The 25,502-nt window shown below is 60.7% G+C and carries 15 protein-coding genes, 1 tRNA gene and 3 pseudogenes; 8 read left to right on the top strand and 11 right to left on the bottom strand.

Annotated elements, in window-relative coordinates:
- Window positions 1-2 precede the first annotated feature (2 nt).
- From IVB24_RS02345 to IVB24_RS02315, 7 genes and pseudogenes are all read left to right on the top strand, one after another.
- Window positions 3-1,739, top strand: a complete 1,737-nt coding sequence (locus IVB24_RS02345; RefSeq protein WP_247771938.1) for a heme biosynthesis HemY N-terminal domain-containing protein — start codon at window positions 3-5, stop codon at window positions 1,737-1,739.
- A gap of 100 nt (window positions 1,740-1,839) precedes the next feature.
- Window positions 1,840-1,915: transfer RNA gene (locus tag IVB24_RS02340), tRNA-Thr, on the top strand.
- A 399-nt stretch (window positions 1,916-2,314) separates the two neighbouring features.
- Complete coding sequence (locus IVB24_RS02335; RefSeq protein WP_247771937.1) at window positions 2,315-2,524, top strand: hypothetical protein; 210 nt, start codon at window positions 2,315-2,317, stop codon at window positions 2,522-2,524.
- Window positions 2,521-7,569 carry a DEAD/DEAH box helicase gene (locus tag IVB24_RS02330; protein WP_247771936.1) on the top strand — a complete coding sequence of 1,683 codons (5,049 nt, stop codon included), beginning with the start codon at window positions 2,521-2,523 and terminating at the stop codon, window positions 7,567-7,569. Before IVB24_RS02335 ends, IVB24_RS02330 begins: the two co-directional genes overlap by 4 nt.
- A gap of 72 nt (window positions 7,570-7,641) precedes the next feature.
- A pseudogene (gene istA, locus IVB24_RS02325) lies at window positions 7,642-9,132 on the top strand (IS21 family transposase); the annotation flags it as partial.
- An 8-nt stretch (window positions 9,133-9,140) separates the two neighbouring features.
- Complete coding sequence (gene istB / locus IVB24_RS02320) at window positions 9,141-10,004, top strand: IS21-like element helper ATPase IstB (protein ID WP_346771335.1); 864 nt, start codon at window positions 9,141-9,143, stop codon at window positions 10,002-10,004.
- Window positions 10,003-10,473, top strand: a pseudogene (locus IVB24_RS02315) (transposase); the annotation flags it as partial. The gene istB and the pseudogene IVB24_RS02315, both read left to right, overlap by 2 nt.
- Before the next feature lie 364 nt (window positions 10,474-10,837).
- Here IVB24_RS02315 and IVB24_RS02310 read toward each other — a convergent pair.
- From IVB24_RS02310 to IVB24_RS02285, 6 genes are all read right to left on the bottom strand, one after another.
- Window positions 10,838-11,644 (bottom strand): hypothetical protein, encoded by an 807-nt coding sequence (locus tag IVB24_RS02310; protein ID WP_247774270.1) that lies wholly within the window; start codon window positions 11,642-11,644, stop codon window positions 10,838-10,840.
- 958 nt (window positions 11,645-12,602) lie between these two features.
- On the bottom strand, window positions 12,603-13,520 hold the full coding sequence (locus IVB24_RS02305) for a VRR-NUC domain-containing protein (protein ID WP_247771935.1): 918 nt from the start codon (window positions 13,518-13,520) through the stop codon (window positions 12,603-12,605).
- 229 nt (window positions 13,521-13,749) lie between these two features.
- Entirely contained in the window at window positions 13,750-15,120 is a 1,371-nt protein-coding gene (locus IVB24_RS02300) for a transposase (RefSeq protein WP_247771006.1), read from the bottom strand.
- Between the two features lie 179 nt (window positions 15,121-15,299).
- The gene (locus IVB24_RS02295; protein ID WP_247771934.1) at window positions 15,300-16,616 is read right to left on the bottom strand and encodes a serine hydrolase; all 1,317 of its coding nucleotides are present in this window, start codon (window positions 16,614-16,616) and stop codon (window positions 15,300-15,302) included.
- Between the two features lie 240 nt (window positions 16,617-16,856).
- Window positions 16,857-17,840, bottom strand: a complete 984-nt coding sequence (locus IVB24_RS02290; RefSeq protein ID WP_247771933.1) for an alpha/beta fold hydrolase — start codon at window positions 17,838-17,840, stop codon at window positions 16,857-16,859.
- 121 nt (window positions 17,841-17,961) lie between these two features.
- Complete coding sequence (locus IVB24_RS02285; RefSeq protein ID WP_247771932.1) at window positions 17,962-18,252, bottom strand: DUF1330 domain-containing protein; 291 nt, start codon at window positions 18,250-18,252, stop codon at window positions 17,962-17,964.
- Between the two features lie 246 nt (window positions 18,253-18,498).
- Here IVB24_RS02285 and IVB24_RS02280 point away from each other — a divergent pair, with 246 nt between their 5' ends.
- Window positions 18,499-19,152 (top strand): HD domain-containing protein, encoded by a 654-nt coding sequence (locus IVB24_RS02280; RefSeq protein ID WP_247771931.1) that lies wholly within the window; start codon window positions 18,499-18,501, stop codon window positions 19,150-19,152.
- Window positions 19,153-19,299: 147 nt separating this feature from the next.
- On the opposite strand, the gene IVB24_RS02275 is transcribed toward IVB24_RS02280, so the two are convergent.
- The 5 genes and pseudogenes from IVB24_RS02275 to IVB24_RS02255 all read right to left on the bottom strand — a co-directional run bounded on the left by IVB24_RS02275 (window position 19,300) and on the right by IVB24_RS02255 (window position 25,448).
- A complete protein-coding gene (locus IVB24_RS02275; RefSeq protein ID WP_247774269.1) occupies window positions 19,300-20,871 on the bottom strand; it encodes a DUF1254 domain-containing protein in 1,572 nt (523 codons plus the stop codon).
- Between the two features lie 342 nt (window positions 20,872-21,213).
- A pseudogene (locus tag IVB24_RS02270) lies at window positions 21,214-21,433 on the bottom strand (hypothetical protein); the annotation flags it as partial.
- Window positions 21,434-21,604: 171 nt separating this feature from the next.
- The gene (locus IVB24_RS02265; RefSeq protein WP_247771930.1) at window positions 21,605-22,378 is read right to left on the bottom strand and encodes a hypothetical protein; all 774 of its coding nucleotides are present in this window, start codon (window positions 22,376-22,378) and stop codon (window positions 21,605-21,607) included.
- Between the two features lie 877 nt (window positions 22,379-23,255).
- The gene (locus IVB24_RS02260; RefSeq protein ID WP_247771929.1) at window positions 23,256-23,885 is read right to left on the bottom strand and encodes a hypothetical protein; all 630 of its coding nucleotides are present in this window, start codon (window positions 23,883-23,885) and stop codon (window positions 23,256-23,258) included.
- A gap of 207 nt (window positions 23,886-24,092) precedes the next feature.
- Complete coding sequence (locus IVB24_RS02255) at window positions 24,093-25,448, bottom strand: site-specific integrase (RefSeq protein WP_247771928.1); 1,356 nt, start codon at window positions 25,446-25,448, stop codon at window positions 24,093-24,095.
- Window positions 25,449-25,502 lie beyond the last annotated feature (54 nt).

The following is a 25,502-nucleotide window of genomic DNA, read 5'->3' as shown; positions in this document are numbered from 1 at the left end:
TCATGCTTCGCATCGTCCTCTTCCTCGTCCTGATCGCGCTGGCGGCGGCCGGCGCCGCCTGGGTTGCCGACCAGCCCGGCGATCTCGTCCTGACCGCGGGCGGTTTCCGCCTCTCGACGACGCTTCCCAGATTCGTGTTCCTGCTTGGCCTGTTTGCCGTTGCCGTCGTGCTGGTCTGGAGCATCCTGACGACGATCTGGCGCACGCCGGGCCGTCTGCGCCGCCGTCGCCACGAGAAGCGCCACGCGCGGGGCCGCCACGCCATCACCCACGGCCTGCTCGCGATCGGTCATGGTGACACCGCGCTCGCCCGCCGTCACGCCGAGGCGGCGCGGCGGCATGCGCCGAACGATCCGCTCGCGCTGCTCCTGCATGCGCAGTCGGCGCAGCTCGAAGGCAATCGCGACGAGGCGCAGCGCGTCTTCCGCGTCATGGCCGAGCGCGAGGACACCCGCCTGCTCGGCCTGCGCGGGCTGTTCATCGAGGCGCAGCGCGCCGACGATGCGGTCGGCGCCGTGATGATCGCGGAGGAAGCGATCAAGCTGTCGCCATCCTCGACCTGGGCCTCGCATGCGGTGCTCGGCTTCCGCTGCGCGCGTGGCGACTGGAGCGGCGCGCTCGCGATCCTCGATTCGAATTTGTCCGCAGGACTGATCGACAAGCCGGCCTATCGCCGCCAGCGCGGCGTGCTGCTCACCGCACGCGCGCTGGAATTGGAAACCATGGACCGCGACGTCGCGCGCGAGAGCGTGATGGTGGCGATCAAGCTGGCGCCGACGCTGGTGCCCGCCGCCGTGCTCGCGGCTAAATTCGAGAGCGAGGCGCATCAGGTGCGCCGTGCGATGAAGCTGGTGGAAGCCGCCTGGCTCGCCAATCCGCATCCCGATCTTGCGGACGCCTATGCGCATGTGAAGCTCGGCGATTCTGCGCGTCAACGCCTGCAGCGGGTCGAGACGCTCGCGGCCAAGACCCCAGCCGACAAGCCTGGCCATGTCGAAGGTCAGATCGCGATCGCGCGCGTCGCGATCGACGCTTCCGAATTCGCGCGTGCGCGCGAAGTGCTCGCGCCTTACGTCAACGATCCGACCCAGCGCGTCGCGCTGCTGATGGCCGAGATCGAGCGTGCCGAGCATGGCGATAGCGGCCGTGCCCGCGCCTGGACCTTGCGCGCGGTGCGCGGCCGGCACGATCCGGCCTGGACTGCCGACGGCTATGTCAGCGACCGCTGGCGCCCGGTCTCCCCGGTCACCGGCCGGCTCGATGCGTTCCAGTGGCAGACGCCGGTCGCGAGCCTGCCTTCGGACAAGGGGACCACGATCGAATCCTCGGCCTTCGAGGAGGCCATGCTGGCGGCTCCGCCGCCGAAGCGGGTGACGGCGGCTCCGAGCGAAGGCCCGGCGGAACTGCCCGCGGCAGCACCGGCACCGCTGCCGGCGGCACAGGACAATTCGCCCCCGATGACCACGGAAGAGCCGGCCGTTGCGACCGCCGAACCGGTCCAGCCGGCCTCTGAGGCCGCCGAATCATCGCCGCCGGCGGCGACACCGGTGTTCCGGAGCCGCGCCGACCTCGGCAAACCCGCGGCCGCGCCGATTCCCGCGGTCATCCCGATCGTCCGGGCCCCCGACGATCCCGGGATCGACGACGAGGGTCCGAGCGATGAATTTACGGAACAAATCGGCACACCCAAGGCCCAGGCCGGGGGCTGGCGCGGATTCTGGTCCCGCTGGGGCGCGTGAGCCGCATTTCGAACCCGGCATGTCCTTGCCAATTCGGGCCATGCCCGATATCAGGAGCGCGCGTATCGGGCCCGGCATCGCCTTGGCCCCGGCAGGGTTCGCCGCAATAGCTCAGTTGGTAGAGCACGTCATTCGTAATGACGGGGTCGGGGGTTCGAATCCCTCTTGCGGCACCAATTTCCTCTTATATATCAGTCGCTTCGTATCGACGCGGTATCGACACGACCAGCAGGGTAAGCTGCGGGGTAAGAACCTCCGTCCGCTTCCGGTCGGTTTTCAAAACGTCGTATCCGCAGCGAACTTTCGCCAAGCGTTGACGATCGAAAGCCTCCTGCGCCTCTCCCGACGTAGGGTAGGGGTGCTTCACTTGTCCGCCGTGACCAATTCGTCCCCACTAACGCACGAGGGCGAACTCACCAAACAAGGTCGGCTTTGAGGAAGTCGCCGCATCTTAGGGAGAGGAGGGACTTGACCTCCCAGAGGCGTCAACGATTAACGAGAAAAGTTTTCGGGAAGCCGGGCCTAGCGCTTGCCGCTCCTCGCAGCCAATGCGACGATTCGCACAACGCGTGGGGATGGGCAAGATAATGGCGGGTCGAAAACCGACCATCAGGGGCAGAAAGCCGACTGATGGTGAAAAGCGGCAATTTCTAACGCCGATGGATCCAAAGGTCATCCGCCGGATCAAAACCGCGGTCGCCCGGCGCGACACGACGGCGTCGCTGTTGCGGGAAACGGTCGCGCGAGAGTGGCTTGAGAAGCATCCAGACGGGAAGAAGGCATGAACGTCTTCGATCTCAGCCGCAATCTGGTGGAGGAGTACGCGCGGTTCTCGCGTTCGTTCACGAAGATCAAGGCGGAGGACATCAAGGGTCAACTCGACGCCCAATACGACTCCGGCCAATTCTGGCCGGAGCCGATCGTGCAGATCAATCCGAAGTTCAAGATAGAGGGGAGCATCCACGCCTTCGTCGAGCGGAACCTGCTGCACCCTGGCTGCGACATCGTCTTCAAGGATTGGGCTCTGCGAAAACACCAGGCCGAATCCATCGTGATGGATCATGACGGCAAGAGTTTCGTCGTCACGACGGGCACCGGCTCAGGCAAGTCGCTCTGCTACTTCATTCCGATCATAAACTCCGCCCTCAAGGCCCGGGCGAGCGACGGTCGTCCGCGCACGCGCGCCATCGTGGTCTATCCGATGAACGCGCTCGCCAATAGCCAGCTGGGAGAACTCGACAAATACTTCAAGGATGTCGCTCCCGAACACCGGGTGACCTATGCCCGCTATACCGGTCAGGAGACCGAGGCCGAGCGGCAGGCGGTGGCGGACAATCCGCCCGACATCATCCTCACCAACTTCATGATGCTGGAACTCCTGCTGACCCGGCAGGACGAATTGGACCGGAGGGTCGTCGGCAACTGCGAGGGGCTCGACTATCTCGTCCTGGACGAAATCCACACCTATCGCGGCAGGCAAGGTGCCGACGTCGCGATGCTGGTCCGCCGGGCCAAGGATCGCCTGGCCGGCGGCAAGACGCTGACCTGCATCGGTACGTCGGCGACCATGACGAGCGACGCCGGCGAACAAGGCAACGAGACCGTCGCCAGAGTGGCCAGCGAACTCTTTTCGACCGCCATCACCAAGGACTGCGTGATCAACGAGACGCTCGAGAGGGTCACCAAGGTCGATGAGACCTGGGAGTCCGTCAAGCCCGGCTTGGCTAAAGCCGTCAACAGCGGCGTTCCCGGCAACGCCTCGAATCCCGTGCTGGCCGCTCACCCGCTTTCCATCTGGGCCGAAACACGCCTCGGCATCGTTCCGGAAACGCCGGGCGGCCGCTGGGTGCGCGCGCGTCCCCTTTCCCTCAGCAATGCGGCGATCGAGCTCGCTAAAGACGCCGGCGTTCCGAAGGAGGCGTGCCGTAGAGCGCTCGAGCAACTCTTCCTCGTCGCCAGCAAATCGGAGAAGTCGCGTATGGGCCGCGGTTCGGACGATCCGTTCTTCGGGGTACGGCTCCATCAATTCATCTCGGGTGCCGGTCGCGCATATGCGACCATCGAGCGGCCCGGAACGCGCAAGGTTGTCTTCGACGGACAGCGTTTCCTGCCGGGCTCGGATGGCGAAAAGGCGCTGTTCGCGCTTCACTTCTGTCACAACTGCGGCCAGGAACATCATCCCGTCTGGCTCAAGACCGCGAACGAGTCCAAGACGCTCGAGCAGAGGGACATCGAGGATCGGCCACCGGCAGGCAACCGGACCGATGCGCAAGGACGCGTCTACGGCTTCTTCATGCCGACGCCGCCGACCGGCATAGATTTCAAGGGCGAACCGGACGACTATCCGGACAACTGGGTGGAGCAGGCTAGAGACGGCACTCCGCGCCTCATCGCACGATACCGCCCATTCCAGCTGGAGAATATCTTGGTCCGCCCGGACGGCGGCACGGGGAGCGGGGTACAGGGATGGTTCCACCCGGAGCGCTTCCGCTTCTGCGCAGCCTGCGGTGAGATCACTGGCGGGAGAGGCGCTGACACGTACCGCCTCGCGGGCCTGACGGCGGAAGGCCGAAGCTCAGCGACGACAATCATCATCGCTTCGATCCTGAAGTGGATGCACGACCAGAACAACTCGATCGACGAACTCAAGCGCAAGATCCTCGGATTCACCGACAATCGGCAGGACGGTGCGCTGCAGGCGGGTCACTTCAACGACTTCATCTTCGTGTCGCTGCTCAGAGCGGCGATGATCTCGGCGCTCCGCAAGGCTGGCGACGACGGTCTTGAAGACGACCTCATGGGACGTTCTCTCCAGCGTGCCCTGGGGTTCGACCAGAACAGTCCCGACACCTACGCGGAGTGGCTCGCCAATCCGAACAGCGAGGGGTCGACGCTCAACGATGCCGAACGAGCGGTTCGCGACGTCCTCGCTTACCGCATCTGGGTCGACCAGGGGCGGACGTGGCGCGTTACGAACCCCAATCTCGAGCGTCTCGGTCTGATGCGCGTCGAGTACAAGGGTCTGGACGCTCTTTGCCGCAACGAAGAGAAGTTCAAGGACTCGCACCCGATCCTGCGGAACGCTACGCCCGACCGGCGCAAGCGCGCGTTCACGGTTCTGCTCGATCACATGCGCAAGTCGCTGGCGGTCGCGACCGACAGCCTCGACCAGTCTTCGATCGAAGCGCTGCAGCGCCGATCCGGACTTCTGAAGGCGCCCTGGACACTTTCGGACGAACGACCTCGGATCGGGGCCGCACTGGTGCTGGGACGATCCCAGCGTGCGCAGATCCCGGCGGACGAGGAGGTCCTGCGCGTCCGCGGCGGCCCGACCAGCGCGCTCGGGCGGTTGCTCTCCGACTTCTCGATCTGGGGCACGCGCCTGACCGCGGCCGACTACCGGACCGTCGTGCTCGACATGTTGAGAGCCGCCGAGAATCAGCTCATCCGCAAACGCCCGATGTTCATGGGCGAGCGCATCGACAATTGGGACATCTACGGCAATGCGGTCGTCTTCAAGCTCGGCGCCGGCGTTCCTCCGGATCGAGAGCCCAATCCTTTCTTCCTGGAGTTCTATCAGGCGCTGGCCGCCATGATCGACGGCAAAAACCGCGCCGTATTCTCCTTCGAGGCCCGCGAACACACCGCGCAGGTCGACAACAAGACGCGCCAGCTTCGCGAATCACGCTTCCGCTGGCGAGACCCGGACAAGCAGCGTCTGAAGCAGGCGGAATTCCAGGAGAAATTCCAGGAGGTCGCCGACACCGAGAGCTTCCTGCCGGTGCTCGTCTGTTCGCCGACCATGGAGCTGGGCGTCGACATCGCCGATCTCGACGCCGTCTATCTGCGCAACGTTCCACCGACGCCTGCGAATTACGCGCAACGCAGCGGTCGGGCCGGCCGCGGCGGTCAACCGGCGCTGATCGTGACCTATTGCGCCGCCCAGAGCCCACACGACCAGTATTTCTTCCGGGATCCAGCGGCCGTGGTGAAGGGCCACGTGCGGCCGCCGACGATCGACCTGACCAATCAGGATCTGGTCGAAAGCCATCTGCAGGCGATCTGGCTTGCTGAGACGCGTGCCGCTCTGAACGCGCAGATCGCGCAGGTCGTGGACCTGGGGACGGAAGACAGGAAACTGGTGGGCGAGATCGCCGGGAAGATCGGCGACCCCGAGGCCGCAGAGAGGGCTCTAGGCCGCATTGCCGGAATCCTGAAGGGCCTCTTCGAGGACACGAAGCGCAATCCCGCCTGGCTGGGCGACCTGCCGACCTACGCTCAAAGCATAGTGGGTCGGTCGCCCGCGCGCTTCGACGAAGCCTTCAATCGTTGGCGCAACCTTCTCGCCTCGGCGGAGAAGCAGTATCGGGAAGCGAACGAGACGTTCACGCGGCACGGCGCGACGCGCGAGGAGCACCGGATGGCGGAGCGGCTGCGGGACCTTGCCGGAGCGCAGATCAAGCTGCTGCGCGACGGCTCCGAGTCCTATCAATCCGACTACTACACGTACCGCTACCTCGCGACCGAAGGATTCCTGCCGGGTTACAACTTCCCGCGATTGCCGCTGACGGCCTATGTCACATCTGGATCGAACCGCAAGAACCAGTCGGTGATCCAGAGGCCGCGTTTCCTTGCCATCAGCGAGTTCGGCCCGAGAAGCCTCGTCTACCATGAGGGCCGCACGCACCGCGTCGTCCGCGTGCTGCTCAACGCCGGCATGAATACGGGAAGCGGGGACCTGACAACTCAGCGGTTCTTCGTCTGCGGCGCATGCGGAGCCTCCCATCAGGCGCCAAAGCCGGAGTTCTGCCACGTCTGCAACGCCGCCCTGGCAGGCTGCGAGGAGATTCCGCACTGCTACAAGATCGAGAACGTCCAGACGGCACCGGCCGCCCGCGTCACGGCGAACGATGAGGAGCGTCAGCGACAGGGCTTCGAGATCCGGACCGGCTTCCAGTGGCCGCAGCGGCACAACGGTCGACTGGACGTGAAGAACGCGGTCCTCGAGGACGATGAAGGCGTCATCGCGTCGCTCACCTACGCGCCGGCTACGCCCATCAAGCGCTTCAACGTCGGACTTCGCAGGCGCGATCCGGAGGCGGGACTCGGGTTCAACATCAATCCGCGCAACGGTTATTGGGAGCGCGCGTCCGACGACGACGACGCGGACGCACCGCCCGATCCGACCCGCGTAGTCCCGCAACCGATCGTTCCCTACGTGGAGGACCGTAAGAACGCGCTGCTGCTGCGTTTCGGGGGCGAGACACGCGACGCGACCGAGATGGCCGACCTTCAGTACGCCATCCTCCGCGGGCTCGAGATGACCTTCCAGTTGGAAGAAGGCGAACTGCTCGGCGAAGCGCTCCCTTCGCGGGCAGACCGTCGCGCCATCCTCATCTACGAAGCCGCCGAGGGCGGGGCCGGGGTCCTCGGGCGCATCGCAGACGACGCGCGCGCGTTCGGTCAGGTCATCGCCGAAGCCATCAGGATCTGTCATTTCGATCAGCAGCGTTTCGCCTGCACACCCGGCGAAATGGACCTGCACGACGTGGACGGCGCCGCCTGCGTCGCGGGCTGCTATCGCTGCCTCCTGTCCTACTACAACCAGATCGATCATGATGCGATCGACCGGCGAAATCCGGAGTTCAATAGGACGCTGGCAAGGCTCGCGCGCTGCAGGATGAGGATAGAGGATCCCGCCGCGCCCTCGGATGCCCGACCGGCCTTCGTGGACCGCTTTCACGCGGCCATCGTCGCGCACGGTATTCAGCCGTTCGACGCCAGGCCGTTTGTGTTTCGGCATGGAATAAGGACCCCGTTTTCGGGGTGATCGGCATCCAATCGGGACCCCGGGATAAGGGTCCACAGTGGCTTCCATCGAGTCATGGAAGCCGAGGTTGGGATGCTGGTGGTGGAGACGATTGGTAAGATCCGTCGCGCCTACTTTGTTGATGGTCGTCCGATCAAGGCGATCTGCCGAGAACTTGGCGTATCGCGGAAGGTGGTTCGCAAGGTCATTCGTTCTCAAGCGACGGAGTTCCGGTACGAGCGCGAGACGCAGCCGCTCCCGAAGATGGGTGCCTGGAGTGCCGAGCTTGATCGGTTGCTGGCAGGGAATGAGAGCAAGGCGGCGCGGGAACGGCTGACACTGATCCGGCTATTCGAGGAGCTTCGCGGCCTGGGTTATGCCGGCGGCTATGATGCGGTTCGTCGATACGCCAGGCGCTGGAGCAAGGAACGCGGGCAATCGACCGCGGCCGCTTATGTCCCGCTGAGCTTTGACCCAGGCGAAGCCTACCAGTTCGACTGGAGCCACGAGGTGGTCCTGTTGAGCGGCACCACGGTAATGGTGAAGGCCGCCCATGTCCGGCTCTGTCACAGCCGCATGCTGTTCGTGCGGGCCTATCCGCGGGAGACGCAGGAGATGGTGTTCGACGCCCACGACCGGGCGTTCGCCTTGTTCAAAGGCACCTGCACCCGCGGCATCTACGACAACATGAAGACCGCCGTAGAGACGATCTTCGTCGGCAAAGGGCGTCTCTACAATCGTCGCTTCCTGCAGATGTGCAGCCACTATCTGGTCGATCCGGTCGCCTGCACGCCAGCGTCGGGCTGGGAGAAGGGGCAGGTCGAGAACCAGGTCGGGCTGGTCAGGGAACGCTTCTTCACGCCGCGGCTGCGGTTCAAAAACCTCGAGGAATTAAACGCTTGGCTGCTCGACAAATGCATCGCCTACGCCAAGGCTCATCGCCATCCGGAGCTAGTCGATCAGACGATCTGGGACGTGTTCGAAGCCGAACGCCCCAAACTCGTTCCCTATGCCGGCCGCTTCGACGGCTTCCATGCGGTGACGGCATCGGTCTCGAAGACCTGCCTGGTGCGCTTCGACAACAACAAATACTCGGTCGCAGCCAGCGCAGTCGGACGACCGGTCGAGGTTCAAGCCTATGCCGATCGCATCGTGATCCGTCAGGATGGACGCATCGTTGCCGAGCACCCGCGATCCTTTGGGCGCGGCGATACCGTTTACGACCCCTGGCATTATGTGCCGGTGCTCGCCCGCAAACCCGGCGCCTTGCGCAACGGTGCTCCCTTCAAAGACTGGGTGTTGCCGGCCGCGATCGAGCGGATCCGGCGCAAGCTTGCCAGCACCGACGATGGCAATCGGCAGATGGTCGATATCCTCAACGCGGTGCTGACTGACGGTCTGCCCGCGGTGGAAGCGGCCTGTGCCGAAGCGCTCAGTCACAGCGTCCATTCCGCCGATGTGGTGCTCAACATCCTGGCCCGTCAACGTGAACCCGCCCCACCGGCCAACATCATGACACCGGCCGCACTGACGCTCCGTCATGCACCGATCGCCGATTGTGCCCGCTACGACAACCTCCGGAGGACCATCTGATGGAACGAACCCAAATCTTCGACCTCATGGGCGAACTCAAGCTCTACGGCATGAAGGCTGCCTTCGACGAGATCATGGCAACTGCCGTCAAGCGCCAGCACGAACCTCAGCGCATTGTCGGCGATCTGCTCAACGCCGAGATCAACGAGAAGCAAGCCAGGTCGATCAAATATCAGCTCACCATTGCCAAGCTGCCGCTTGCCAAGGACATCGCCGACTTTCAGTTCGACGGCACGCCGATCAATCAGACTCTCGTCAATGATCTCGCTGGCGGCGGCTTCATCGCCCAGCAACGCAACGTCGTGCTGGTTGGCGGCACTGGCACCGGCAAAACCCACCTGGCCATTGCAATTGCAAGAAGCTGCATCCGATCCGGTGCCCGCGGCCGCTTCTTCAACGTCGTCGACCTCGTCAATCGCCTCGAGACCGAGACCCGCAACGGACGGCAAGGACGGCTCGCCGAGCATCTGACCCGGATGAACTTCATCGTGCTGGATGAACTCGGCTATTTGCCCTTCGCCCAGTCCGGTGGCCAGCTTCTGTTCCATCTCGTCAGCCGGCTCTATGAGCGCGCCTCCGTCATCGTGACCACCAATCTTGCGTTCGGCGAATGGCCGAGCGTGTTCGGCGATGCCAAAATGACCGCCGCGCTACTCGACCGATTGACCCATCACTGCGACATCGTCGAGACCGGCAACGACAGCTGGCGATTCAAAAGCCGCGACGATGTTCAAACAACCCGCGCTCGCGCCGTCTCCGCAACCCCGACCAGCTCCGACGACCCGAGCGCTACCAGCAGAGCACGCCGATCAAAGGGGTCCATTTTGGATGCCGATAGGGGGTCCCAGTCAAACGCCGATTGACACCCTGAAGGCAGAATACGGAAAACTACACAAGGCTGTGCTGGCAATTGTGCGTGATGATGCAGTCTGCAGCCGGCTTATGACAGTACCAGGCGTTGGTCCCCTGGTGGCCATCACCTACAAATCGGCGATTGATGATCCTCATCGCATTGTAAAGTCAAAGGCAGCAGGCGCGCTGTTCGGGCTCACGCCAAAGAAATATCAATCGGGAGAAAAGGACGTCACTGGCGGAATCACGCTGGCCGGCGATGAGACGGTGCGGACGGCCTTGTACGAAGCCGCCAACGTTCTGCTATCGCGCATCACGCGGTTCTCAAAACTCAAACGCTGGGGGATGGACGTCGCCAAGCGGAGAGGCTCGAAGCGCGCAAAGGTCGCCTTGGCACGCAAGCTCGCAGTGATCCTGCATCGGATCTGGGTCGATGGCACGACCTACCGATGGGCCGAAGCGGGCTCAATCGCAGCATAGAAGACGTGGAGGAGATCAAGAACGCAACCGGGATGAACTGAAGCCCGGTGCCCGAAGTCCCGTCGCCGGGACGGTGGATGCGGTGAAGCCGTTACACGCCCAGTGGCCGTCGTCCGACGAACCACGCGTATCTAGATAGGCTCACCGCTCCCTCTGACAGCATGATGTGGCGGCCAGGCGTCGACCACGAACAGAAGCATGAGCTTGGCGGCGTGACGTTCACTCGGGAGGCTTGACATCATCGGGCCCATTACAGAAGGGCGTGTACTCATAAATCGAGATTTGACGTCCGCTATGTCTCCGATAGCGGCCCTAATTTCGAATGCTGAGGGACTTCCGCCTTGGGCCAATAAGCGACCTTGGGCTACTCGGTCCTTGGCTGCGAATTCCAATCGACGGAATGTCGTCCGGGCCGCTGCGGCAGAATCGCAATAAGCAAAGCAATCGCGGCCAGAAGGACCAGCGAGGCGAGAGGCCGACTTAGAGCGAGCCCACTATGGCTGACGGGCTTATCAAGAAAATCTCCAATCGTGGCCCCAAGCGGGCGTGTCAGAATGAAGGCGGTCCAGAACAGAATGACGCGCGAGACCGTGCTCAAGTAATAAAGCGCGGCGAGCACAACCAATCCTGCTCCGAATAGCAAGGCGCCTCCGTCGTAGCCCAGCCCGGTGTCATCGGCGATCCAATCTCCCAGAGCGGTCCCCAACGTTTGCGAAAACATGATCGTCATCCAGTAGAATATTTCAGCCCTGGGCGAAGTTACTGTGTCCACATTCACGGATCCCAAAGTCGAGTACCAAGCCCCGAGCGAGCCGAGAACGCAGGTGATTAGGATCAATGAGCCTCCTATGTAGCCGATACCCAGTGAGCGGTCGAAGAAGTCCGCCATCGCCGTGCCAACGGTGGTGGAAGCCACAATCGACAGCCAGTAGACCCATGGGTTAAATCGCTTGGCAGATATCTGGGCGATCACGGCCGCCACGAAAATCGTCAGAAAGATTGCTGTTCCGACCAGATATCCGCCGTTCTGAGCATTCTGATCTGCGTGCAACCAGCTCATGGTCACGGCGTCGCCGCCCGTTTCTCCCAACGTGGTGGCAAGTATTTTGATCACCCAGAAGCCGAGCGTAACGGCGGGTACTTTGCTAATAAGATCATCGTCGCGGAACATATTCGTCGAAGTCTCCACAGTCGCCGCGAAGAAAAATAGAACGCCCAAGCAGGTGAAATGGCGGCGTGCAAAAAACTCGATCACTGCAATGTGCAGGGGCGGCTTTGCGTCACACATGCGGGCGTGGCGGCGTGAGCAGACGTCAAGTGTAGCAGCAGAGAGGCAGGTTCGGACCAAGAGCCGACGTTGACTTGCCTTCACCCTTTCAGGTAGCGACGCTACTTGCGCTTTTTCGTGACTAGCCGCAGCGGGATGCCGTGCTGCCAAGCCCGAACACGCACGGCAGCTTCGCTGCGGCCAAGCGCAATAGCAATCTCATCCGGACGGTTCCCGCTTCGGCCATTGCCTTCAGCCTTTGGTGCTGCTCTTCAGTCCATTTTCTCAAAAGAGGATACCGTGGCTGCAAAGGGGCGCTCACTTGGACTAACCGCAAACGTTCACTCTTTAGGCGCAGCAAGATAGCTCCGTCACTCCATTTGATCGGACCGGCTGGCAAGCCTTGCGGCCTCCTGTCTTTGCACAGCTGCAAGGAGATCAAGTTGGCTCGCTAAGGCCAAGTAGGCATTTGAAACGCTTAGCAAGACGTTGACCAGACGTTCTGCTGACCCACTGAGACTAGCCTGTCCCCGATAGTGCTCGGCTAAGTTGCGACATTCTGCGGATGTAAGCATAAGGCGTGATGCCAACTCTTATGCGCTGGTTCCTAGGGCAGGCACCAGCTCGCGGGGCAATGGGATGCGAGCTGGTACCAGCCCTAGAACGCGTTCAAAGCCCGCGCACCGGGGAAACTCGGCACATCAGATGTGGTTCCAGCCGTGAAATCAACGTCCCCCCTCAGGGACACCGAATCCACCGAACGGCTGCATTCCGCATTGGGTCACAAGCGGCTGTCTGGCAAGCGCTCCCCCACGTCCGGTATGCCACCGGTAGCTGACATTGCAACGGACGCATGGACCCTCTATCGCGTCGCTGCATTGACCACCGCGCGATAGAAATGCTGCGGGAAGCGCGCCTGGACGACACCGGACACGGTCCCGAGGAAATCCCAATGCTCATTGATCGTCGCGCTCCCTTGCAGCACGGCGAGCCTTTGCAGCGGCAGACGCTTCTTCGTGCGACGACGCACGATTAAGACCTTCTCGTTGACCACGATCTGGAACGTCTTCCGCTTCTGGCCGTCCATGCGCATCAACTGGCGACGCACCACGGTATGCACCGGGGCGCTGCCAATCGATCCGTAGGGTTTGATCAGGATGCCGCCGGTCGCGAGACGGCCGCTGCTATTGCGGTTCGAGTGGATCGACAGCGCGCTGTCGGGATACTTCTCCTTGCCCGCTCCGATGACATGGCGCTCCATGTACTTGTCGATGGAGCCGACCACTGACGTGAGATTGCCGCCGTTCGCCGGGCGAATGCGGATGCCGCTGACGACCCACGGACGACGGAGGACGAAGATGCCTGGGATTTGGACACGCAACGCTTGCTGCGCATCCTGCGCGGTGAACGTCAGCGCCACGATCCGCTCGACTTCGTCCGCGAGCTCGTCAGGGGTGGCAGCCTTCGCCGTGATGACGATGAAGCCCAGGGCGGTCAGCTTCGCGTGGCGCGCCTTCTGATCCTTCGAGCGCGATCCCGTGGGCGTCTTCAGTTCGATGCTGAGTAGAACGCCGCCGGTGACATAAACGCGAACGTCGGGCTCGCCCGCCGTAAGGCCCGTGACCTTGGCTTCCATGCGCTCGCGTCGCGAACGCTTGGCTCGGTTCATATCACCGGCACAGGTGATCGGAAGCCCCTCGTCTTCGAGCGCGTGAAGGCGAGCAATGACTTCCGCCTGATAGCGCCACTCGGGCATGGTATCGACGATCCGGGTTTCCATGCGCGAATGCTCGCGCAGATCGCCGCATCGAAAGAGACCGATCCGGTCTCAGTCATTGCATATTCCGGTTCAGCCCGGTAAGCGGAAGTGCTCGGCACGGACTGTAAGGTCCGAGATGGGCCGATTTTGTTGCAAAAGTCGGCTGCAATGGATTTGGCCGCTGGGCCTTTCGTTGAGCCGCGCTCTGAAGCGCTGGCCCTGACGCATTTTACGCAACTTCGACGCTACGCTACGCGATGCGCAGAGCCTGAGCCGGTGGCGGTCGTGCGACCAGCGATGCAAATCGCCTCAGATTCTGGGCGATGGCGGCTAGAACAAACTCATCCTGGGCACCTTGCGGGCCGCGCAATCGGAGCCGACCAAGCTTCAGGATGCGCTTCAAGTGTGCGAACCTCATCTCGATCTTCTTGCGCTGACGCCGAGAGAGCTCGAAGCCCTCGGTGCCAGCGAACGACCGGGCAACGTCTCGGGCATGCTCATGGATATCGCGCGGGATCTTGCGTGATGGTTCCTTTGGGCAGCACTGCGGCTTGAGCGGGCATACATCGCAGTCGAGCTTGCTTGCACGATACAGAAGGGTCTTGCCCTCGTGCACGGTACCGCTCGTCCCAAGCCGCTTACCACCCGGGCAGTGGTAAACGTCGCCGATCGGGTCATATCGAAAGTCGCTCCGCGAGAAAGTGCCATCATCCCGCTTCGACTTATCGAACACAGGGATATGTGGCGCGATGCCCTTCTCCTCGACCAGCCAGTTCAGCATTGGAGCCGCTCCGTAAGCGGTATCCCCGACAAGTCGCTCTGGCTTGAGACCGAAGCGCTCCTCGGTCCGTTCGATCATGGTCTTTGCTGCACCGACCTCGGCCTGGCGAATGGCGCGGGAGGCCTCGACATCAACGATGACGCCGAACTTCACGTCGATGAGATAGTTGTCGGAGTACGCGAAGAATGCCGGCCCCTTGTGAGCGCCGGTCCACTGCGCTGCCGGATCGGATGGCGAGACAAATTTCGGGATGACATCGCTGGCGGCTCCCCACGCCGGATCGTCGAGGGTTGCCAAATACTCCTTCACCGCGCGGCTAGACCTGGCCGGATCGCGATCCCTGCGCCAATCGTGACCTGCGATCGAGCGCTGCTTGTTCGCGTCGGCCGCAATCAGGCTCGCATCGACTGCAAATCCTTCGCCACCAACCAGACCGGCGGCAATGCATGTCTCGACAATCCGTTCGAACACGCGGCGGAGAACATCTCCATCGCGGAAGCGCTCGTTGCGGGCGCGCGAGAACGCCGAATGATCCGGGACAGCGTCCTCGATACCGAGCTTACAGAACCAGCGATAGGCGAGGTTCACCTGCACTTCACGGCAGATCAGCCGTTCCGAGCGGATCGCAAAGACATACCCCACGACCAGCATCCGGATCATCAGTTCCGGATCAATCGACGGGCGCCCCATCGACGAATAGTGAGATGCTAGTTCACCGCGAAGCCAGGACAGATCGAGAGCAGCATCGATCTTCCGCACCAAATGATCTTCAGGAACCGCGTCGCCAAGACAAAACTCGTAGAACAGTTGACCTTGGTCACTCTTCAGACGGCCCATCATGGATCGACCTCGCCGAGATTCGCGTCAACACAACGGAATCACGCTTCGTGACTTGTCTCAACCGACTTTTGCAACAAAATCGGCCAGAAGCGGCCCTCGATGGCATCGCCGTGAAGGTCAGCTGCGGGCCGAGGATGAAGTAACCGGCTGCTCCGGTGGGGATAAGCACCCGCCCGATATTACTCAATCCGTTCGGCAATCTGATCCATGCTGTTCTGATGCAAAATCAAGCGGGCGGCTCGGCCGTCTTCTCCCGCTTCGAACGTGACCTGCGCTCCTACGCACTTGTAGAAAAAGTGCCACTCCGAAATCGGAAAAGCCCGCAGCGCTGCTTGATCAGCGAGCCGAATGTAGAGCCGGTCGGCGGCCGATGTCACTTCGAAATCCCAGTTCGGGCGTAGCCGATAGCGTCCCAAGAGACGCGCGAAACACGCTGGATCCACGGCATTCTCCCTGCGGTACCAGTTCAACCCGCACCGTCCGTCCAACACGTGAACACCGAGGTCGACGACGGCATCAATACACGTGTTGCTGAGCACAGCCACCCCGCGCTTCCACTCCGGAACACACCTAACGAAGGAGCGGAATCCCCCGGTGCCGCCTGAGTGCGAAATGGCAATGCCACCATCTGGATGAGGTGGTCCTAATTCCAATCCACCTTGGCTCCGTGGCGTAATTAGCGGGCCTATCATGGACGAAATCGGCGAATCGCCGTCGCAAAGCGCGTCCATGAATCGCAACAGATCGGAAACGTTTGAGCGGAACGCGCCCGCCGCGGCCAGCACGTCAAAATTCCAGTTCGACACCGGATCGAAGCTGTCGTCGTGTCCGGATGCAATACTGCTCGTCAATCGAGGAGGGATCGCGATCAGCGTGTCGTCCATTCGCAATGGATCGAGAATGCGAGATCGGATCAGGCTCTCATAGTCATGCGCATTTGCGCGGAGGACCAGCGCGTGGCCGAGCAATCCCACTCCAAGGTTGGAGTATTCGAAGCTGTCGCCAGGCGTTCGTACCAATTCGTGGGTTGCGAGAAACTGATAAAGACTTTCGGCCGTGTACCTAGCATACGGATCATTCGGATAATCTTCCCGCCTCAGATTCGTCGGTATTCGAGGGAGGCCGGAATGATGCGAGGCAAGATCGCGCAGGGTAATGGCCTTGCCATTGCGAGACGGAACACGTGTTCCAGCGGGAAGGAGTTCAGCGATAGGCTCGTCGAGGCCGACCTCGTCCTGATTGGCCATATCAGCCAATAGCAGAGCGGTGAAAAGCTTTGTGATCGAACCGATTTCGAATAGGGTGTCTTCATTCACCGGCGCCTCGGTGCGCGCATCTCGGTAGCCGCGGCTTATCACCTGATGGTTTTTGCTTTCGGTTGTCCCGATGACCATTCCAACACTCAATCGACGCTCATCAACGCGGTCGACTAGCATCCGTCGAATCAAATCGCCTGTAGCAAAGGGCGGCGGGACAAAAGAACCGTTATTGTTCATGGAAGTTGACGCTCGCGCAGGTAACACAATTTAGTTGAGCAAATTTTGCTCTTTCGGACAATCCGTTTCGGAGAGATTTCGGCCGAATATGGAAACGGACCAGCTTTGCTGAAGTCTGCAGTGGGTCACAAAGCCGCCGAACTGGCGCCGGCAGCCAACTTCCGGTCTGAGCGACATGTCGCGGCAACGCCTGAACTGTAGCGATGGGCCAACAGCCGCCATTCCGGCAATCCCACAAAGTTAGCGAGCCGCGCCATCACTAGCCAAATGATTCCGAAAAAACGTCACAACGCTCGCGTTGAAATCGCGATGAAAGGCCGCTCTATCGAAACCAGTGGGCACGTCGGTGCAGATGCGCGGCACCGCCGTTGCGAGTTGCGGTGGGCACGGTGGTAGGAAGGCAAAGTGATTGGCCGGCACGGTGCGAATGTCTGGTTTGCCCGGCAGATTGTTCGCAGTGAGTAGCGAATTTTTCGGGTCCACGCCTCCGCCTCCCAACTCAGATCGCCAGATCAGGAGTGGGATTTTGACCTCGGCCAAGCCTTCCTTTGTAAACGCAAAGTTCACTGCGGTATCGGCAAACACAGCGGACCGGATTCGGGGCTCATGCGGCAGGTTGGATGGAATGTCGTTGTTGCGAAACTGTTCGCATCCTCTCGATTTGTTCGACTCCGTACACAGAGGAGCTATCCTGCGAAAATCCGGATTTGCTCCCGCCAATACCAAGCCTGTATAGGCACCGGCGGAGAAGCCGAAGAAGCCGACTTTGGCGGGATCGATGGCGGCGCGGTCCTTCCAGCTACTCAACATGAAATCGAGCAAGCGGACCATATCCGCCGGACGTGACGCCAAGACGGACAGGCTGTCTCGCTGCGAAGAATCGCTGCCGTTGTCGCCGGGATGGTTGACGGCTGCGACTACAAAGCCGGCCTTGGCCAACGCCTCTGCAGTGTCATTGTGACCGCCGAACCAACCGCCCCGACCGTGAGAGAAAATAACAAGGGGCAACTTCGCCCCAACGACGGCGCAATCCTTTGCGCCAGCTAAAGCAATATCGACGGGAGGCGCAAGTCTGCCGAGCGCTACATCTTTCGATTCGCCTTCGCATGGATACCAAATAGCGCCAGCTAAGCCGGGGCCTGAGTCGATAAGCTGGATGCCTGCTGCCCCGGCAGGAGAGACCAAACAACAAAGGACCACGGTACAAGCAAAATAGTTGAGCACCAAACCGCCCCAAAAATTCAGCCAAGGAAATTGATCTAACCCACCTATGATAGAATTGTGTTGAGTTTTCGGCTGCCAATGTCGACCAAAGCGTGGGTCGCCACGGGGCCAGAAACCGACACTAGGTGCACCCATCAGCTAGAAGCAGACGGCCGGTCGTCGAAGCATGACGAATTGCGAAAAGCTCGTGTGCCTCAGGGTCGTTCAACAGCGCTTCGGCATCTGTACGACTAGAAAACTCAATAACTACAAGTCTCTCATGCTTCCATTCGCCTTCGAGCGGCGTTGGCTCCACGCCCTGAACGATATACTTGCCATTATGTCTCGCAATAATCGCGGGGATCGCATCGAGGTACGTTTTGAATCGGCCGTAGTCATGCACAGTGATGTCGAGGACGAAATAAGCCTTCACCTGTATCGCTCCCGCAGCACCTGTTTTGATTTGGTCACGGCCTATCATCGGTCCACGGTCTCAGGTCCGCAATGGGTCAAAGGCGGCGGTCCGCGTCGGAGACAACTACTTCTGCTCTGCCCCCGACTCCAGACCTGCCGATTCAGTGCGCCAAACGACGCGATGGGCCACGAGCCGACATTTCATCTCGGCGGAGCTAAAGCTAAATGCTAAGAGGTACGTTCCTGTCACGTCTGGCAAAGTACGATGCTGCACATCCATTTCCCCCATCCAACGCTCGCCCAGGCTATTCTTCCTTATGCGTTCGACGCCCGTGACGGTGCTCATGACGAGGCTCATCTGTTGCGCGTGTGGCGCAATGTCGCCCAGATAACTCATCACGAGGGCGGAGACACGGAGATCTTGGTTGCCGCGACAATTCTTCACGATTGCGTTTGGATCGACAAGGCGTCGCCCGAGCGGGGCAGAGCGTCAAGCCTTGCGGCAGAGCAAGCGAACAAGGTTTTGTCTGTCCTCGGATGGCCAAACGACCGCAGAAGTCAAGTTTGCCATTCCATCGAAGCGCACAGTTTCTCTGCCGGTATCCCTCCGATCAGTCTCGAAGCAAAAATACTCCAGGACGCTGACCGACTGGACGCCATTGGTTGGATCGGCATTGCGCGTTGCCTCTATCTCGCCGGAACGCGCAGGGCAGCAATCTATCATTTTGAAGACCCAACAGCTGCCCGAAGGAAGCCCGATGATATTTCCTACGCGTTAGACCACTTCCAAACTAAGCTTTTCGGTCTCGCGGATAAGTTCTGCACCGCTACAGGGCGCAAATTGGCGGCGCAACGTTCTGTCCGACTTCACGAATTTTACAGCGGTCTCCTAGACGAATTGGGCTTCGAGGGCCGCTAAGGGTCAAAGGCGCCGGTTTTCCCGTGAGGCGGTGACTTCCGGTCTGACCGGTTAAGCGGACGTGGTCAGACCGGGCCGGGAGGTCTCGAATGGGCCAGAAGCGGTCAAGGAGCCCGCGCGGCCCCTTGATCGCTCCATGGGTTGAATTCACAAAACGAGTTCAACCTCGCTCGGCCGCCATGTCTTGATGAAGAACGGCTCAAGCGGGCTGTAGAGCCGCAGGCAAGGGATAAAGCCCTTGCCCGGCATGGTCTGTATCCAGTTGCCCCGTTTGACGTTTGCTGGCTGTGTCGGGCCGAAGTAGATCGTCGTGGTACCGTCTGCGCTGGCTTCAGCGGCGGGCGAGGGGAAGCTCTGGCTGCCCGCGCGCGGGTAGCGCTGTGGTGTGTCGAGCATCGAGCGTGACATGTTGTCGTAAAGCGTGAACGACCAGAAATTCGCTTGGGGAATGTCTTTCGGCAAAGTCACCTTGTAGGTCTTGGCTCCATCGAAGGGCTCCTTCTTTGCATCGACCATCGTCCATAGGTAGGTTGAGCCGATGCCCGGCAGACGCATCGCCATCGCGGGCGTGATCCCGGTGACGCCGTAGAAGAAGTCTGTCCGTGCGTCGAGCGTGCGATAGCCGGTGGGTGGTAAGGGCTTGACGCCCTCGGGGGTAATCAGCGGGATCGGCGTCTCGAACTCGTAGCCGACCTCGAACAGCATGTTCTGCCAACCCGAGCCGGGGTAGTAATACAAAGTCGGATCGCGAGGGGCCATGAACAGGGTGCGCGAGTGGGCGTTGGCGAGCGTAAGCGCTTCGGCGAGAATTTTCTTCATCCGCGCATCTGGCGCGAAGGGTTTGCCCTTGATGATGCCGATGGCGGCGATGGGGCCCATCAGCTCGGGGTCGAGCGACCCTGCAGGCTGCTGCTGCACGACCTCATTGAGCATTTCGTAAAAGCTGAAGTCGTTCGGTGGGATGGTGTTCATCACCTTGCCGGTGCCTTCGTGGAACACGGTCGGCGGCGGTGGCGTGACTTTTCCAAGTTTGGCCTTGCCGCTCAGGAATTCCGCGATGGGGGTGCCGACGCCACCGGCCTCGTATGGATAGACCTTGGTGAACTTTCGGATCGCTTCAGCTACAGGCTTCGGATCATTGTTCTCCAGAAACGAGCGAGCGAACCATATCACGAGGTTGGTCCGGGCGCGGGCGACATTGAAGCCATCAGGCACCGGACCCTCGTAGCCGGGTGGCAGGACGAGATACTTCCCGCCCTCACCGCGATCAGGCCCAGGCAGACCGATATCGATGACCCAGCGGAACCAGTAGTCATCAATGGCGCCAAGCGCCTTGGGTGGCACCTCGAGCACCATCGGACCCTTGGTCAGATCGAGCATGCCCATGTAATAGACGGTGTCCGCATTGGCTGTCAGGAACAGGGACTTAGCATCCATCAGTTCGGAGAAAACTAGAACTTCGTTGTCCTTGACCCCGATGCTCAGAAAGCCCTTGTGGAGGGCGCGAATGCTGACCCCTTGAAGGGTGTTGGCGAACGCCGAGAAGGCATGCGTAAAATCCCGGTTGTCATAGATCTTGGCGATGGTTTCTTTGCTCGGCATGCCGTCCTTGAAGTCCAGCGTGCCGATGCGCGTCTCGACTTTGTCCGGCGTGCTGATCGCCGGAGAGATCGGGGCGCTCGTCTGGGCGGCAGCTTCAGTTCCGCCGTTGAAAACCATTGTGCCGAGGATAAGCGCCTGCATCGAGAATGCGCGCAATAAATGTTGCATGATTCGCCTCTAACACGCGTTGCGGGTGCCCGGAGGATAGCGGAGTTCCAATGGGAGAGCTATTGGTCTCTGAGAGTGCGGTGGTGCGACGTTCTGTCCGCTGTGGGTCAAAACGCGAAGAACTCAGGTTCAGAAAATCTGGTCCGCTCTGTCTCAATAAGCGGACTTCCGCCAGACCCGGTGCAACGTCGCAGATGGGCCATTAGCTGAAGTCGCGCGTCGCTCTGGCCACGTGTGCTCAGTGCCCCAAAGCGGACAATTTACGGCCAAACCTGGCCGCCGTCTTGGACGTCACGTCGTCGACCCGGCTGAATCTTCCTTGACGCCGGGGGCAACGATCTGCAGCGCCCCGTCCGGCAGCGGCCGCTGCAGCTTGAGGGCTTCGTCCGGGGGGACCGTGTTTGCTCTTCACGTTGCGGATGTTGGTCGTGCCGCCGTCCCGCTCCATCCGGAGCAATTGCTTGAATTCGACCGGCTTGCCCTTGGCCTCGAGCTTGCCGGCTCTGCCGCGTGCCTTCAAGGAAAGCACCGGGTTTTCATCGCATGCCTGGCGCGCCAGCACCGGCTATTCCCATCAAGGCCACGGCCCGCGAGCCGATCAAACAAGCGGGATACATATCAGCGACTTCCGCAATCCACGCACAATCTCTATTGCGAAACGCAGCCGGTCCATACATTCGGGTCATAAGCAGCCGACCCCGACCGAGCGGGGCGACTTCCGCGTAACCCTCGAAAGATGACGTTTATGAGTACACGCTCTAAAAGGTATCGTATCGATAGGACCATCTTCTATTCGAGGCGATCCGTTTTTAGCGTCACCCGGAAGGCTGCCGGGAAGCTTCCCGGCAGCCTTATGCCTATGATAGGTCGCTCTCGACAAACCAAGTGCCAGCCATGGCCCGGGTTTGTTCAATTTCGGACGACCACGAGGACGCTTCAACGGCTTCATCGCTCGCTTTGCGGCTTTCGCCATACGGTCGCGGCACTGCCTCTTTTCCTTCAAGGCTGCGTCGGTCACGCCGACTGCCCTGATCGTCCAGATCATGAGTCTAGCGTGCTCGTCAACGGTTAGGCCCAGTAGATCGCCTAGCTTGGCCGCGCCATAGCGGCGTGGCCTTCTCAGTACCATGTCAGTAATGATGCCAGCTTCTACTGGGTGCATCCATGGCGCCCAAAGCTGAATAGAATGCCGCATTTTGCTAAAGGCGCCATACGGGTTTTGCGCAAGGTGGTTCAATAAGATGACCAAGTCCTCACGCGCGGCATCGTCACCCTCTGGCAATACCTTGCCGTAGCGGCACTCGAGATAGAGCTCAAGATCGCGAATGCGCCTTGCGGCAACCAGGCTGATACGCTGTTGCTGATCGTCGGGCTGGCGGGAATAGCGTCGCGCGATCTCCGCATGAAGGAGGTCATGATCTTGTGCGCGCGGCCGCACGTTGTTATTGTCTGGCATCACTGGGAAGACGTGCCGCTGCTAACGGCGCTCCAAGGTTAAAAATGGGCCGGCCCCACCAATGGCCGGCCCATTCGTTCGATAGATCTTCGAACTTATCGTTTGCGTGAGCTCAGGCTTTCAGCCCGCGGCGACACATGTAATGTCGCTCTCGATCCAGGCAGGGAGTGCGTTTAAGACAATCTCCGCAGACTCATCCATGGCTCCGGCATATTCTCGCGCACATCGTCGCAACGCTTCAGAGGTCCGACAGTAGCTTCGACCTCGCCAATCGTCTCTGCGTGACCTTTTTGGCGATCCTCGGCGCTGCAAGATCCACTGGATCCGATCGCAGCATCCAACGACACGCCAATTCGGATTGAGCTGAACGACGAAGCCGAAATAGGCGTCCGCCTTCTCCGGGCGGGTCGTTGCGCGGTTCCCAAGTGGTCGATACACGATATTTGAAGGAAGCACTTCTGCCTGGAGATCTTCGTTGCGAAACGAGCTGCTCGCCTTTGCGAGAGCCGGCGTTCCATTGTGAGAGCGTTGCATGGCTCACGCCGCCGCGTGTTTCGAGTTGTCTTTGCGGGTGAGCTCGAAATCCTCGATCTCTCGCGGCCGCCAATATTGCCTCCTCTTGACGATGAGAGGCTTCGGAAAGGCAAGCTCCCGGTCGGCTACCCACCGGTGTAAGGTTCGGGGGACAATACCGAAATGCTCGCAGACGGCGCGTGACGACAATAGCGGTCTGCTATCTTGCCGTCTTTCTGCGAGCGCGCTCCGCTCGTTGGCACTGGATTCACTGACGTCCACGAAGCTCCTCCTTGGTCTGAGTCCGGAAGTGACCTGACTAAGGAGTGTTTCGAGGCAAATCGTAAGTCTCGAAATTGAGACGTCAGCCTGACGTCCGGTTTGTGGCTCGTGACTTACGGCTACGCTTTTGGGGCAGGCCCAACCGTTTAAGTCGCTTCCTGACCGCGTCTTTGCTAATGCCCAAAATAGCCGGGATCTGTTTTACCTCGGTCCCGAGCTGGATTAGCTCCACCAAACGCGCGTTTATCTCGTCAGAACCTGGATGCCTGCAATTCCTCGCAGCTTGCGTGAGCTTCCGAAGCTGCGCTGCGAAAACGGGGTCCTTGGGGGCATATCCGCCGATGGTGATCGCTGCCGAGAGCGCGCTCGAGAGGTCGACATAAGCGTTCGGCAAGAACGGACCGAGAGCAGGCAGATCGGGGAAGTTGTTCTGATCGTTCCTGCTAAGATCCCGCACAAAATCCAGGACCTCCACCAGCCATAGAGACAGGCGTTCATAGTCGTCGACAACTGCGATCAAATTGTGTACTGCGCCGCAATTAGGCTCTCCAGGCACGGGAGACCGTTCCGTATCCGGCGCCGTGCCACGGAATTGATCGACGCAGAGTTTCAGAAAATCGTCCCCGATACCCACGCCGCTAGCGGCTTCCTCCGCGAACTTTTCGAAACTCGCGACAAAATCAATCAGGGCGTGCCGAACGGCGTCATTCACTTGAACTCGGTCTCCCGTTCTTTGAGGTCAGAGAAAGCAGTCAAAGCTCTTTCACTTGCCCGACCCGTAAGTTGCGCCGAACACACCGGCTATCATTTCTCCAAAACCGCATTGCGCGACTGGAGCGCCTCGGGCTGATCTTGATCTATCCTTCACCTATTTCGACCGATCCGGCTGGCGCTTCCGCCAGAGTGGAGTTCTCAGCCATCACGGCGCTCCCACGGCTTTGGGAAACTGAATGACCTTGTTGGCTTTTGGATCGACGATCAGATCGACAAGATCTCCGAGCGCCTCGAACGCTGCTCGCTTCTCATCAAGATATTCGTATCGGTCGTACGTTTCGCGCACACCCCCAATGACGTGACCAATTGCACGCTCCGCATGATCGGCTGGCACTTTTGCTCGGCTCATCAACGACCTCGCGGTTCGCCGCAGATCGTGCAAGGTCCATCGCGGCATAGGTAGCCGTTCCTCCCGCTTCCGGACCCTGGCAATCTCAGCGTCTAATTCCTTCTTGGCCTTGGAGAAGCCACTGAACGGCTTGGTGCCGTCCGTGGTCGAGAACACGAACGACGAATTAGTGCCATTAGGCTTGCCGCCGATCAGGACCCGAACCTGCTGGGTCAATGGTACGACGTGATCTAGCTTGGTCTTGTACCGCTCCCCAGGGATCGTCCAAAGATCATCCTCGATCTCGCTCGAACTCATGTCGGCTGCCTCGTTCCGACGTGTGGCGGTGAGCAGCAGCGATCTGATGTACGCTGGATAGCACGTCGGCAGGTCGGCGTTGTCGAGCGCGGTCCAGACGTCCCGGATCTCGTCATCAGTAAGGATCCGCTTCCGGGCGCGCTCTTTGGGCTTGGTTCGGGCCATACCGCGCACGATCGGTGATACGTAGTCCTCGTCCTTGGTCGCGTGCCAGTTCATGATCGCGCGGAGGATCGCCAGTACGCGGTCGGCCATGACCGCCCCGCTTCCGTCCTCGATCTTATCGAGCAATGCTGTGATGTGCTTCTTCCGCTTGATGTCCGAAATCGGTGTTTCGCCGATCACCGGACAGACAAGGCGCTCAAGTGTGGCGTGCCAAGCTGCACCGCTCCGCATTCTTATCGTGTCGAAGGTGACGTTGCCCTTCGCGTCGATCTTCATCCCACATTTGCGCTTGAAAAACTCATCGGCGACGGTCCTGAAGGTATTTGCCTCGGCCGCCCGTCGTTCCTCCTTGACCCCGCGCCTCTCGCCCGCCGGATCGCGGCCTTGCCGGACCTTGATTCTCACGTCAGCGGCGAGTTTGCGCGCATAGCCCAGTGACATGGCGTCACCAACCTTTGGCTCCGCAGACGCTTTGCCTTCGATCCGGTCTCCCGGGGGTACCCAACGGCCCAGCGTAAGCTTGCTGCTCTTGCCCCCTTTGAGAGTGTAGCGGACCGCGAAACTCTTCACGCCCGATGGTTGGATAACGACGTACAGGCCTGGTGCGCCGGGGTCTGGAACCTCCCGGCGGGTGTCGCCAGGTTGCAGGTTCCTGATCGTGACGTCTGTCAGCGATTTGGACTTGATCATGCTTCCCCCTTTCGATCGGGTCCTTACCCCACCTCCTGTAGGGTAAGGTTTTTT

Origin of the sequence: Bradyrhizobium sp. 192 (assembly GCF_023100965.1) — a bacterium.
In the GTDB taxonomy this organism is placed as follows: domain Bacteria; phylum Pseudomonadota; class Alphaproteobacteria; order Rhizobiales; family Xanthobacteraceae; genus Bradyrhizobium; species Bradyrhizobium symbiodeficiens.
The sequence above is the reverse complement of the archived record's forward strand: the minus strand, read 5'-3'. Positions and strand labels throughout refer to the sequence as shown.

What these genes read in the sequence shown, in the direction of transcription:
- IVB24_RS02345 (WP_247771938.1), top strand. Translation starts at nt 3, where the DNA reads ATGCTTCGCATCGTCCTCTTCCTCGTCCTGATCGCGCTGGCGGCGGCC.
- IVB24_RS02335 (WP_247771937.1), top strand. Translation starts at nt 2,315, where the DNA reads ATGGGCAAGATAATGGCGGGTCGAAAACCGACCATCAGGGGCAGAAAG.
- IVB24_RS02330 (WP_247771936.1), top strand. Translation starts at nt 2,521, where the DNA reads ATGAACGTCTTCGATCTCAGCCGCAATCTGGTGGAGGAGTACGCGCGG.
- istB (WP_346771335.1), top strand. Translation starts at nt 9,141, where the DNA reads ATGGAACGAACCCAAATCTTCGACCTCATGGGCGAACTCAAGCTCTAC.
- IVB24_RS02310 (WP_247774270.1), bottom strand. Translation starts at nt 11,644, where the DNA reads ATGTTCCGCGACGATGATCTTATTAGCAAAGTACCCGCCGTTACGCTC.
- IVB24_RS02305 (WP_247771935.1), bottom strand. Translation starts at nt 13,520, where the DNA reads ATGGAAACCCGGATCGTCGATACCATGCCCGAGTGGCGCTATCAGGCG.
- IVB24_RS02300 (WP_247771006.1), bottom strand. Translation starts at nt 15,120, where the DNA reads ATGATGGGCCGTCTGAAGAGTGACCAAGGTCAACTGTTCTACGAGTTT.
- IVB24_RS02295 (WP_247771934.1), bottom strand. Translation starts at nt 16,616, where the DNA reads ATGAACAATAACGGTTCTTTTGTCCCGCCGCCCTTTGCTACAGGCGAT.
- IVB24_RS02280 (WP_247771931.1), top strand. Translation starts at nt 18,499, where the DNA reads ATGCTGCACATCCATTTCCCCCATCCAACGCTCGCCCAGGCTATTCTT.
- IVB24_RS02275 (WP_247774269.1), bottom strand. Translation starts at nt 20,871, where the DNA reads ATGGTTTTCAACGGCGGAACTGAAGCTGCCGCCCAGACGAGCGCCCCG.
- IVB24_RS02265 (WP_247771930.1), bottom strand. Translation starts at nt 22,378, where the DNA reads ATGCCAGACAATAACAACGTGCGGCCGCGCGCACAAGATCATGACCTC.
- IVB24_RS02255 (WP_247771928.1), bottom strand. Translation starts at nt 25,448, where the DNA reads ATGATCAAGTCCAAATCGCTGACAGACGTCACGATCAGGAACCTGCAA.